7 protein-coding genes are annotated in these 12612 nt (G+C 46.4%); all 7 read right to left on the bottom strand.

Features of this window, described 5'->3' with window-relative positions; genetic code table 11:
* Positions 1–4 precede the first annotated feature (4 nt).
* A complete protein-coding gene (locus ITJ87_RS04500) occupies positions 5–1009 on the bottom strand; it encodes a family 43 glycosylhydrolase (protein ID WP_117964325.1) in 1005 nt (334 codons plus the stop codon).
* An 11-nt stretch (positions 1010–1020) separates the two neighbouring features.
* Positions 1021–3084 (bottom strand): glycoside hydrolase family 172 protein, encoded by a 2064-nt coding sequence (locus tag ITJ87_RS04495; RefSeq protein WP_227186998.1) that lies wholly within the window; start codon positions 3082–3084, stop codon positions 1021–1023.
* Positions 3081–4049 carry a glycoside hydrolase family 43 protein gene (locus tag ITJ87_RS04490; protein ID WP_181980934.1) on the bottom strand — a complete coding sequence of 323 codons (969 nt, stop codon included), beginning with the start codon at positions 4047–4049 and terminating at the stop codon, positions 3081–3083. The genes ITJ87_RS04495 and ITJ87_RS04490 overlap by 4 nt, the downstream gene beginning before the upstream one ends.
* Before the next feature lie 3 nt (positions 4050–4052).
* Positions 4053–5021 carry a glycoside hydrolase family 43 protein gene (locus ITJ87_RS04485; RefSeq protein WP_117964326.1) on the bottom strand — a complete coding sequence of 323 codons (969 nt, stop codon included), beginning with the start codon at positions 5019–5021 and terminating at the stop codon, positions 4053–4055.
* Between the two features lie 208 nt (positions 5022–5229).
* Positions 5230–7884: a family 43 glycosylhydrolase gene (locus ITJ87_RS04480; RefSeq protein WP_117964327.1), complete on the bottom strand. Its 2655-nt coding sequence runs from the start codon at positions 7882–7884 to the stop codon at positions 5230–5232.
* 84 nt (positions 7885–7968) lie between these two features.
* Positions 7969–9546, bottom strand: a complete 1578-nt coding sequence (locus ITJ87_RS04475) for a RagB/SusD family nutrient uptake outer membrane protein (RefSeq protein ID WP_009037458.1) — start codon at positions 9544–9546, stop codon at positions 7969–7971.
* A gap of 22 nt (positions 9547–9568) precedes the next feature.
* Positions 9569–12580, bottom strand: coding sequence for a TonB-dependent receptor (locus ITJ87_RS04470; RefSeq protein WP_117964328.1), 3012 nt, complete (start codon positions 12578–12580; stop codon positions 9569–9571).
* Positions 12581–12612: the final 32 nt, after the last annotated feature.

The raw sequence follows: 12612 nt of genomic DNA, 5'->3' as shown, positions 1-12612 counted from the left end.
CTCGTCAGAATTCAGGTTTCTCCGATTCTGTAGATGCAACGGAGCCTTCTACTGTCGGCCATCCGTCTTCCCAGCTAATCTTATCCAGCATCAATACGCGGCCTTCAGGATTCTTCGTGCTCACCGCATGATAGAAGAACCAGTCATTACCGGCATTGTCCGTCACAATCTCGGAGTTATGGCCGGTGCCCACAAAGGTATTGCTTTTCTGAATCAGCACTTCGTGCTTGTTGTCCATCATGCTACCGCCTTTCTTGTCGACGTAGGGGCCGAAAAGATTGTCCGAACGCCCTACAACGGTAGTGTAGGTACTGTTCAACCCCTCACAGCAACTTCCTATGGAAGCAAAGAAATAGTAATGTCCGTCTTTCTTATGGATATAAGTACCCTCGTAAGCGGTTCCCGCCACTTGCTGCGGTGTGGCGCCTTCCTTCAAAGACAAGCCGTTATCGGACAGTTCAATCGCATAGATTCCACGGAAGCTGCCCCAGAAAAGATATTTCTTTCCTCCCTCCTCTATGTAGAAAGGGTCGATGGAATTCTGCACATTGATTTCATTGCTGCGGAACATCTTCCCGTGGTCCTTGAAAGGTCCCTCCGGTTTATCGGCAGTGGCACAACCGATGCCGCAATTCCACTCGCCTCCCCAAACGGACATGGAATAGTAGAGTACGTATTTATCACCTATCTTGTTGATGTCCGGTGCCCACAAACCGCCGTTCGGCTCAAAATCAGGTCGGGTACGGTCGGTAAAGGCAGTACCTACATATTCCCAATCCACCAGATTCCTGGAACGGTGAATCGGCAGATTACGTATGTCCTCGGTGGCATACAGATAGTAGTAGCCGTCACCGCCCTTTATCACAGAAGGGTCGGGCAAACTGTAGTTTATCACCGGATTGCGATAGACATTCTTCGGCTGTTCTTCCGGCTCGTTTTCTTTTGTCGCCGACGACGAAGAGCATGCCGTCAGGCAACATAATGCAAACATCAGAATTTGTTTCTTCATATTATCCTTAATTATTGTATTATTAAATAATCCATGCCCAACAATGAATTCGCAGAACGGCTATCAGCTTTTTTTTGTATAATCAGCAGTTCATTAGAGCCGTCTTGCAAAGTAACTGTCCCCAAATCCAATACATTCGTTGCCAGCCCGGTACTATACAGATTCAGGTTTTCTTTCAGTTTATGGTTGTTCAGGTACAAATCTATACAACCATAATCCGGTGCTACCGTAAAAGCTATTTTCAACCGATAATTGCCTCCCTTGTCGACTTTAAAGCCTAAGGAAGCTTTATCGCCTTCCTTTGCTTCAGCCCAAAAGAACTGGGCACCGTTACTCCAGTTCATGGCAGGTATACTTTGCGATCTTTCAATTCCTCCGGTCAGCCGAATATCCAAATATTCGCCTTCCACCTTCCTTCCGGCAACGGCTACATTGCTCACCAGATCATTCTTATGCTTTGCAATATCCGCAGATGCTTTAGCAGCTTCCGCCTTGCGGTTGGATTCTCCACCGGGCAGCATATACCAGAAAGTAGTAGGAGCATAGTTGATGACCGTACTGCCCCAATGCCATATCTCCATGTCAAACGTCAATGACTTGCTGAAAGGAATGGCATCCAAACCACGATAGCGCACATTGGAGACGTGCCCACACTGAGTGGAGCCTGTTCCATCCGGCTCGGCAATAAACGGATGGCTGAAAGCATTGTGCATGCACCAGGCATAACCGTAATAGTCTTCCGTACCGGTGCCGAAGTGCGAAGGAAATTCCTCACCGTTCACATACACTTTTTCATCACCTTCGCCCCACCAGTCGGCCAAGGAGTTGAACAAGGTTACCCCATCGCCCACATATACTCCTCTGCCGGTCAGTTTCACGAAATTTACTTCAAAGTGGTCGTCTGTCGTAGGCTTATCCGGATTTGTACGGGTATGCAGATGAGAGAACTCCGTCCACCCCGCACCGAAGTACATACTTCTTTCATCCCATTTCCAAGCCGAGGTGTATGCAGTCAGAGAAGCCTCAACCTCGTCCGTCCCCACATTCTGCAATGCAATCCTGCAATCTTTCTGATAGGGCATTACCCAAAAGCAAGAAAACAGTGAATCGGATGTTACTTCGGTATAAAAAGTCTGAAACGGAGAAAGACGGTTCCCGCTTCCGAAAAAGTCTCCTACCGGTACCCATACAGTTTCGTTTCCATCAAAAGAAATACGCAGAACCGTAGAACGCAATGCCTGGTCAAAGTCTCCGGCATGCAGCTTTACGTCCAGACGGCGAACAGCACCCGGACCGGAAAGGGTCATATCCTGCTCTTCACCGGCAGCCAGCACACTCCGAAGCATCGGTTCTTTCTGCAATCCTCCTATTTCCCTCCGGGATACAGTCAGTTTTCGTTGTACATCTGCCAGTAATTTCGCATTCTGCTTGATGTCCTCCTTAGAGAAAGTGGCTACAGACGTTCCTTCTGCATAAGTACGGTAATTGATGTTGTAATAGAAGCATTCTTCGGAAAACTCGCCGGGTTCCTTGATGGAAGGACTTTCATAGGTAATCTTGCAATGCTTGGCATAAGGTATGGGCAGATACAGATTATGTCCCCTCTGCTTATAGTCCGTCAGTTCCGATACAGAAGCCGAAAGAGGCGCATCTACCAGAGCATGTCCGCTCAATATGCCCAGAACCTCCCCTTCTATTTCGGGAACCTCCTGATTATCAAGATAAAAACGCAGGGTTCCTTTATCCGAATATGCGGCTACAGTCACCCAAAAGCGAGTGATAGCTCCCGGACCGTCCGTATCAACCAGAACAAACTCTCTCCGTCCGTCAATGGAATCAACGCGCAGAAACTGGCTTCGGTCACAATTGGCATACCAAGAGACACTATCTTTTTTGACAGACGCCCGGTCGTAACTACTGAACTGCCTGGTTTCATAATAAGGTTCAGGATACTTTGCCAATGCTTCACAATCCACCATTTCTTTCAATAAAGAAGCAGTAGAGATTGTTTCTGCCTTCTTTTGACAAGCACAGAGGCATGCTATCAGCATATAATAAAACAGTCCTTTTTTCATTTTGATGTCAGATTATCAGTTAATACCTGCGGACGGATAAGAGGGCCACCGATAGAAACCGTTCTCTGGTCGGAAATGGCAAAATCCTTGATGTACGAAGTACGCGGCTGTACCTTCGTGGAATCCCAGTGTGCATGGAAAATATATTTCCAACTGCCGTCTTTGCAACGGAAGGGCGCTCCGTGTCCGGTACCCATCAAACCGTCGGCACGTTGCAAAATCGGGTTTTCCTCGTATTTCTTCCACGGTCCCATAGGACAGTCTGAAGTTGCGTAGCCCACTCCGTAATTTTTGCTTTCAAAGTGATTGGCTGAATAAATCAGGTAATAAATGCCCTCTTTTTTCAGGACGGAAGGGCCTTCGGCCACCTTGGCAGGCTTGTCCTGCGAAAGTTCCCAAGGCTCTCCCACTTTAATGCACTCCGTCAACGTTTCCTGCTTGATGCCGGTCAAATCATCATTCATTTCTGCCACCCAAATGACATTGCCATCTGTGAAACGCACGAAATAAAGGTAAGGCGTGCCGTCATCGTCGATGAAGAGAGAAGTATCAATGCTCTTCTCATCCCATATAGGCTGCTTCACCTCCTGACGGAACGGGCCTTGGGGAGTATCTGCCGTTGCCACACAAATATGCTCTTCGGTGGAGTAGAACAAGTAAAACTTTTTCTTCGACTCGATATAGCAGACTTCCGGAGCCCAGAATCCCCACGTACCGTAGGAGTCGGCGGCCGACAACGCCTGGCCTTCACGCGTCCAGTTCTTCAGGTCATCGGAAGAGAAGCAGGCAAAGCCCTCCCCTTCTACCGTACCTCCGGTGCCGTAAGCATAGTACTTGCCTTCGTAAAGCATCACGTAAGGGTCGGCAATCGGCAGATAGTCTGATTCTACAACCGTCTTCTCCTTGCATCCGGCAAAACAAAGACAAAGCAACAGCAACCATATACAATTTTTCTCCATATCCATCTTTTATTTTACTACTTTGGGGGTCATATAGTCCTTGCTGATTCTCATACGGTCCACACCGTCCACTTTCTCGAAAGAAACATCAGTGATATACATGGCGCGCGGATGGATATTGTTCTTGTCCTTATGAGCATGGAAAACAAGACGAAGCTTGCCAGCCTTGTCTGTGAAGGTGGCACTGTGTCCCACCCCGACCAGTTCTCCGGGTTTCTGCAACAAGGGGTTCTCCTCGTATTTGGTCCAAGTACCCATCAAATCGGTAGCCGTGGCGCAACCTATGCCGTAGAAGGGACTTTCATAACTGTTGGCGGAATAAGTCATATAATAAATTCCGTTGTGCTTGACGACAAACGGACCTTCATTCACACGAGGCCACACTTCCTCCCATGCCTGAGAAACGTGAATGCAAGGATGCATGGTCTCCTTCTTGATAGTCATGAGGTCTTTCTCCAATTCGGCCACCCAAATGTTGAGTCCGTCGTTGAAACGGTCGAAAAAGAGATAAGGTGTGCCGTCGTCATCAATGAACAGGGAGTTATCAATGCATTTCTCATCGGCAATCTGGGGCTCCTTCTTGCTCTGAGTGAACGGACCTGCGGGCGAATCGGCTGTTGCCACACAGATATGCTCGTCTGCCGAATAGTACATATAGAACTTCCCGTTCACTTCGTAGACCTCCGGCGCCCAGAACCAACGGTCGGCCCAGACATCCTTCTTTTGGAGCGCCATGCCCTTATACTTCCAAGTCTGCAAATCATCGGAGGTATAGACTTCAATGCCGTCATCCGCATGGGTGCCGTATGCATAGTAAGTACCCTCGTACAACATGATGAACGGGTCGCCCAAAGGTACCGGTGTTTCAACTCCTTCGACAACAATATCGTCCACATCCTTATAGTCTGAAGAGCAGGACTGACAGGAAGCCAGCGTAGCCGACAGAAACAAATACATACATATAAAATTCTTTTTCATGATTCTCATGGTTTCTATTTCAAAATAAATATTTACATCAAACTCATTTCGTCATCTCCTCGTATAGTGAAGAGGTCTCAGTCATATACTTAGGTTCCCTCAGTCGTATACTTAGATAAGAGTAATTTAAGCACACTGATTACCAACATATTACAGTTTTATCATTCGATGTGCAAATTTCAAGACAAAATGCGGTTCCAACATCCAATCAAGGCTTCACCTGATTGGGAACCTGCCCTATGTGATAATACAGCACTCCCTTATAGGCAGGAGATTCGCCCTCCGAACAGAATCCGATGCGGGACGCAGGGTAGCGGATGTCTAACGTACCCAATTCCCTGCCGTCCACAAACAGATACAGTTTGTCTGCCCGGCGTACTGCACGAAAATTATAGGAGTCTTTCCACAACTCGTGTACGCCTATCTTATAGATATGGCGTTCCAAATCTTCCGCCTCCTTGTTAATGAACCGGATACCTTCTGCCTTCACCGGAGTAAAGGTACAATAATTATACGCAGGATGTTCTGCTACTCCCCCACTTTTGCTCTCTATCGGATACCATTCGCTGCCATTCAGGTACTCTATGTCGAATTTGCCGAACATGTCATCTACAAATTCGGACTTGTTACCTGCTTCATGACGGTTCAGGTAAAGGGTATCCAGCCACGTAGGTGCAGCAAAACGATAATCTTTCTCAATGAAGTCGGTATACTTCACATCCGGATAGAATGTTTGCAGGCATCCTAGTGAAAACTCCTTTTTCCAAGCGTTTTTCCCCTTCTTCACAGCTGTCACCTCAAGCATACGGGTAGCACCATTAAACTGAGCCTTCACATAGTTATCCTTATCCACATAAACCGGATAGCTTCCTGCCTTGTCTTGTCCGGACAAGCCGGACAACTGGAAGCTGAATTCATAATCGTTCAAGAAATCGCCCTTCAACAACTCCTCATTCCCCGAAAGCTGGAAATGCACATCATCGAAGCCGATGGTATAGGTAGCCCCTTCGAACAAGGCAGACTTTGTCTCGTCAAATACTCCGGGAACACCCGCTTCTTCCGCCGGAAGAGCCTCTGCAAAGACATGTTTTCCCGGTGCGGGAATCTCATCCAGCCAAATCTTCAGACAGCCACCATTACGCTCAATGCGCAGATGATGGTACACACCCCAACGGAAATCTTCAGGCAGGGCATAGGATTCCTTATTTTCTTTACCGCCGACAAGTGTACGCAGGTACCAGCTCCGGTTCTCGGCATCCAAACCTACATAAGCACAGTTATCTGCATCCTTCCACCAGGCAATGACGCCGGCTCCACCCTCGGTCTTGACTCCCGTCTCGAACAAGTAAGCCACGGACGGCTGTACTTGTTGCAACACACCGAACGAAGCTGTCTCGCCTTTACCCGCAAAGGTAGGCATCGAAGGTTCGGGATGATAACCTGCCGTGCGGGGGCCGGTGATACCATCCACAAACAACGTCTTGTCGAAGAACTGGACACGGTTGATATATTGTCCCCGATGCTCATTGTTCTTGTTTGCCATATAAATCAGCCACCATTCAAATCCGTTGGGGCCTCTCAGGATATTGGGCTGGCCGGGAGTCATCAGAATATCGTCGGCAATGCCGTCTTTCATATCGAACAGAGAAACGTCGAAGAATTGCGAACGTCCCTTGTTTGTTTCTACGGCAAGCAGATTCGTGCCTTCCTTCAAAGCAGCACGCAGCTTCTTGTCCAGGTTCACGATACAATAATCACGCCCCTGCTTCTCGTAGACAATTGTTCCGTTCAGATAAATCCGGGTATCTCCGTCGTGAGCGACACGCAGTGCCAGATTGCCGGTTTCGCTACCGGCAGAGAAAGTCTTTCGCAACCATAGGGAGGGCGTATTCCACCAAGTACCCAGATGCCGGGTTGTGGAACCTTTCACTTCACGGGACGAAAAGCCGGTCTCCCCCCTCGCCCAGCCGGAGTCATCGTAGGTCACTTTTGTCCAGTCGCCCTCCGGCTTGCTCTCCGTATAAGCAAACAACGGCTCATACGTGCGGCCATACCGCAATAAATCCACTTGCTTCTCCTCCAGTTGTGTCTGATTGCAGCCTACAACCGGATAGCTATATTTATTACCATTTTGAAAACCTAAAGGAGAGTCTGCCTCAGCAACTCCCAACTGATAATTGCCCCACTCTGTAGAGGTGTGGTTGGCATTATACATCATATAGTAGCGGTCTCTATACTTCATGACCCACGGTCCCTCCGCTACTCTGTTATCCATCGTTTCCCATGTATCCGGCAATGAGGCGAACTGACACACCGGTTCGCCGGCAAATTCTGCCGGGTTCTTCATTTTACGTCCCCATATGGTATTTCCATCAGTAAAACGTACCATATACATGTATAGTTGTCCATCATCATCTCTGAATATTTTGGGGTCGATACGGTTATCCATCCATGTCTTCTTGTTCGGTTCTGTATAAGCGCCCAAGACATCTTTGCTCTGCGCATGTACAATGTGAACGGCATGCTTGTCCTTCCCCCAATAATTGACTGACCAGTATAAATGAAAATCTCCATTCAGATAGAACATGTCATTGGCATGAATCTGGTCATCTCCGGCTCCGCTGCCTCTGGTCCAGTCATTGTCCATTGTCACGACATGGATAGGTTTCCCCCAATGAACCAGATCATCGGATACATAGAAATCCCCGTTTGTACGGACCCCGCCAATATAATATTTGCCGTTATATTTCATTACGCCGGCATCCGCCACTCCCGGAAGTACCGGATTCTGGATGTTCTGCGCAAACAAGCTGCCGCAGCAGGCAAAAGCGAATGATAATAGTAGTTTTTTACAGACAAGCATATGGTATAAGATTTAAGAAAGAAAAGGCTATGCCGGAAGCATCCTGAATAAGAACAGGCTTCCAGGCATAGCCTTCTTTAGTTATTAATAGTTAGGATTCTGAGTAAGATGTGCAACACCACCTACTGTGCTGTTTTCCACCTCATCTCTTGGAATAGGCAGACGTCTGTGCTTGCCGACAATAAAGTTATCAAAGTCTTTGTCACGAGCTTTCAGTTCATCAATTCCAGCCTGGGAATCAAGTAATCCCCAGCGCTTCAAGTCAGCCCAACGCCAACCTTCGAAACAGAGTTCCAAAGTACGTTCCATCTGCAGACGCTTGATAAAGGCATCTTTAGAGCTCAAGCAATCTTTCCACTGACTGTCTTTCAACTTGGCCAGACCGGCACGTTCTCTCACCTTGTCCACATAAACAGCAGCATCGGCAGGATTAGTACCCGTTTCAACAAGACACTCTGCATAGTTCATCAGGATATCTGCGTAACGCATGATACGATAGTTGTTACGGGCAAAATAATCTTCTGCACTACGATAGTAAGAAGTATTGTATTTACGGATATAGCAGTCTTCCGGGTCAGTTCCCCAATTGTCATTCCAATCGGCATTTTCAAATCCATAATATTTCTTCGGCTGGTCGGGGAAGTCTTGCGAAAATCCACGATAAAGGATACTGCCGTACAAGCGCAAGTCATTCTTTCCATCCACACGTTTCTCTTTCAAGAACTCGTCTACCAACCAGCGGCGTGCCTTACCATCTCCCCAACCTATACCACTTGGAGCATAGAACTGAGTACGCTGGAAACCGAATGCCATACTGGCATCATTACCCGTACCACCCTTGTTCTGGTCATCGAACTGAATCTCAAAGATACCTTCCTTGTTGTTCTCGTCCAAGTCAGTGAAATTATCTTCACGATTGGCGATAAGACCGTATAAAGAGCCCTCTTTATCAATCAACCATTGCAATTGTTCCTTTGCTTTGTCATACTTATGTTGTTGCATATAAGCCTTGCCCAACAATGCCTTGGCAGCACCTTTGGTAGCACGTCCCAGATTGGCAGCATCCCAAGATTCCGGCAGATACTGCATGGCAAAAGTCAAATCTTTCTCTACCTGGTCCCATATTTCCTGCTCGGAAGCATCTTCCGGTATATAAGAAGCATCTTTAGGCTCCAACGGCATAGTTCCTTTGTCCCACAACAAATTTACCTGAAAATACCACAATGCACGCAAGAAAGAAGCTTGTGCCAGTACCTGGTTTTTCGTCGTCTCATCCATTTCGATAGAAGGAACATGAGCCAACACCTGATTACAACGGAAAATACCTACATAGAAATGTTCCCAATGTATGTTGTTGCCTTCATAAAAATTATAGTTATTATAGAGAAAACGTGTCCAGTCGCCCAATTCAATCCAAGGAGAAGAACTCCATCCTTCGTCCGAAGTCAAATCATAGCGGAAAGAAAGCCAACGCATCCAAGTGCCTTCCTTATAGAAGAAGCTATAACAAGCATTGACACCGGCTGTCGCATCTTCCGGCTTATTCCAATAAGTATCATTAGTTACTTCATTGGGATTATCAATATCCAATAAACTCGAACTGCATCCGGTGCACAAGGTCAAGGCACCTGCAAGCATTAATCCATAATATATCTTTTTCATAATTTATAAGCTGATTTATAAGTTAAAAGGTCAAATCCAATCCAAACATTACCGAACGGGTATTAGGATATGCAAAACTGTCCGTACCACTGTTCCAAACGGAATTCGCGCCCTTGAAGTCAGGATCCAAGCCGGAATATCCGGTGATAGTAATCAAATTGCTACCGGTAGCAAACAGACGGAGTTTCTCAACACCCAGGTTGGTCAGCCACTTCTGCTTGAAGTTATAACCGATAGAAATGTTCTTCATGCGGAAATAAGAGCCATTCTCCAAGAAACGGTCGGCATCACGGGAGTTACGGAAATCACCGTAAATGATACGCGGGGTATTGGAGTTAGGATTTACCTGGTAAGGTTCTTCACCCTTTTCAAAGCGAATATAGTTAGAGTTGTCTGCAAACAGGCGTCCTTGCCAGCGGGATACGTTGTATATCTTATTGCCGAACTGACCATTCCACATCATACTGAAATCGAAGTTCTTCCACTCTGCATTGAATACCAATGACATTTGCATCTTGGCCCAGGGACTACCGCAATAATCACGGTCGGCATCAGTAATCTCTCCATCATCATTCAAATCGAGATACTTGACATCTCCCAATTGAGGACGCTTTCCCTCAATCATAATGGGGGTACCCGTAGATGTCACATAATTATCAATCTGCTCTTGTGTCTTGAAGATACCGTCTGTTTTTCTCAAATAAAATTCAGCCAAAGATCTGCCCGGTTTAGTTCTTGCCTGACCAGAATCAATATAATCTCTATTAGTACCATCACGACCCAAGCTCAATACTTCGTTATCCATAGTAGTCACATTCAGCAAAGCGCTATACCTAAAGTCCGAAATCTGATCTTTCCAACCAAGTGTAAACTCGAAGCCCTTGTTGCGCAAGCTGGCAGCATTTTTCCATGGAGAACCTCCTTGGTTACCGGTAGAAATGGCAATCGGAGTCTCTGCCAATACATCACTGGTCTTTGAGTTGTAATACTCTGCGCTGATAGTCAAGCGCTGGTTAAGGAAACTGGCATCAAAGCCTACATTCACCGTTTCTTTCGTTTCCCAAACAAGACCTGCATTCACAAGTTTCACCTGAGTAGAACCCGGAACAATAGCACCTCCGAATACAGTTACAATACTCTGATTGATAGTTCCAATATAATCCCAATCGCCAATGGAAGAGTTACCAAGACGGCCCCAGTTACCTCTAATCTTCAAATCATTAATCCAAGGTACATCAAAGAATTCCTCTTTTGAAATTCTCCAGGCACCGGAGAATGATGGGAAATTACCCCAACGATTTTCCTTAGCCAGACGGGAAGTTCCGTCACGACGGAAGGTGGCAGTCAAATAGTATTTATCATCATAAATGTAGTTCGCACGTCCCAAATAAGAAATCATCGCATTTTCACTGATGCTGTTCGTATTCTGCTGGTTGCTCTGTCCGGCATTCAATACGGTCAGGTAATCACCGTTACCCAACATCGGGAAGTTCAGACGGGAAGCCCACAAACCTTCCCACTCATGGTGCTGGTAAGTAGTACCGACTACAGCATCCACATGATGCTTGCCAAAATCCTTATTAAAGTTCAAAGTATGTTCAACCAGCATATTGTAAGTATTGTCACGTGCCTTCTGGCTTTCCGGGTCACGGTGTTCCTGGTTCTGAGTCCAGTTACCTTCTCCACGGAACCATGAATTCTCATAAAAGTAAAGGTCAATACCACCATTGAATTTATAGGAAAGGAATTCGAAAGGCTTGAATTCCAGCCATAAAGAACCATTCAAACGATTCTGACGGAAATGACGATATTCCAAATCTTCACGAGCAATCGGGTTCACACCAAAAGTATTGTATTTGGCAGCATCACCATAGCCATATCCACCCGGATTATTCTCATCATAGATAGGAATGGTAGGCATCATACGCAAAAAGTCATTGTAGGTATTTGTCTGGTTCGGGTCTGTGTTTGTGAGTGAATAAGCCAAGTTTTCACCAAAAGAGAACCAGCCCTTTTTACCTTGTGTATTGACACGGAAGCTATAACGGTCGAAAGTATTTCCATAAGAAACGCCATCATTGTTATAGTAGCCGGCTGATACAAAATAACTACCGGAGTCACCGCCACCGGAGAGTGATACGTTGTAGTCCTGCACCAATGCGGTCTTCAACACTTCATCCTGCCAGTTGGTATCATACTGTGAGTGTTTCTGAGTGCTGTTTACAGTAGCAATGCCATCTTTGATAGCTTCATTATAGGCAATATCATTATACTTGATATATTCTGCCGCATTCATCAAATCAAATTTCGGGCTCCATTCCAATGTTTCCTTTACGCTTACATTCACCTTCATGGGACCTTTCGTACCTTTCTTGGTAGTAACGATAATCACACCATTGGCAGCACGCGAACCGTAGATGGCAGCAGCAGAAGCGTCCTTCAGAATCTGGATGGATTCTGCATCTGCAGGGTTGAAGTCAACTCCCGGGTCTGTAATCATACCATCAATAACCCACAACGGAGAGTTATTACTCAAAGAACCGACACCGCGAATTTCAATAGAGGCATCTTCGCCCGCCCTACCGCTACTGCGTACGTTAATACCGGTTGCCAAACCCTGCATCTGGCTGACCAGTGTTCCTGCAGCGCTTTTCTTCATTTCCTTGGTATCAACAACGGCAACCGCTCCAGTCAAGTCGGACTTCTTCACGGTCTGATAACCGATGACAACCACTTCTTCCAGTGCTTTCGAATCATCTTTCATCACCACGCGCAAGGCAGTTCCCTTATAGACAACTTCCTGCGTAAGCATACCGATATAAGAAAAAACGAGTGTACTTCCTTTCTTTCCACTCACTGAGAAATTACCGTCAATATCGGTAATGGCACCCGTGGTAGTACCCTTCACCAATACATTCACGCCCACCAAAGGCTCACTATTTGCATCCGTCACCGTTCCCGTTATGGTCACATCTTGTGAATAAGCGGTAGCTGCAAACACAACAAAGAATAAGAATAAGATTTTCTTGATCATTTTTTATAGAATTAGATTTTAAAACTATGCGG

This window comes from Bacteroides sp. HF-162 (assembly GCF_015679285.1).
In the GTDB taxonomy this organism is placed as follows: domain Bacteria; phylum Bacteroidota; class Bacteroidia; order Bacteroidales; family Bacteroidaceae; genus Bacteroides; species Bacteroides uniformis.
Note: the sequence above shows the minus strand (reverse complement) of the source record. Positions and strands in the feature narration are given on the sequence as shown.

Excerpts from the sequence above, each read along its gene's own strand:
- ITJ87_RS04500 (WP_117964325.1), bottom strand. The coding sequence starts at position 1,009 with ATGAAGAAACAAATTCTGATGTTTGCATTATGTTGCCTGACGGCATGC.
- ITJ87_RS04495 (WP_227186998.1), bottom strand. The coding sequence starts at position 3,084 with ATGAAAAAAGGACTGTTTTATTATATGCTGATAGCATGCCTCTGTGCT.
- ITJ87_RS04490 (WP_181980934.1), bottom strand. The coding sequence starts at position 4,049 with ATGGATATGGAGAAAAATTGTATATGGTTGCTGTTGCTTTGTCTTTGT.
- ITJ87_RS04485 (WP_117964326.1), bottom strand. The coding sequence starts at position 5,021 with ATGAAAAAGAATTTTATATGTATGTATTTGTTTCTGTCGGCTACGCTG.
- ITJ87_RS04480 (WP_117964327.1), bottom strand. The coding sequence starts at position 7,884 with ATGCTTGTCTGTAAAAAACTACTATTATCATTCGCTTTTGCCTGCTGC.
- ITJ87_RS04475 (WP_009037458.1), bottom strand. The coding sequence starts at position 9,546 with ATGAAAAAGATATATTATGGATTAATGCTTGCAGGTGCCTTGACCTTG.
- ITJ87_RS04470 (WP_117964328.1), bottom strand. The coding sequence starts at position 12,580 with ATGATCAAGAAAATCTTATTCTTATTCTTTGTTGTGTTTGCAGCTACC.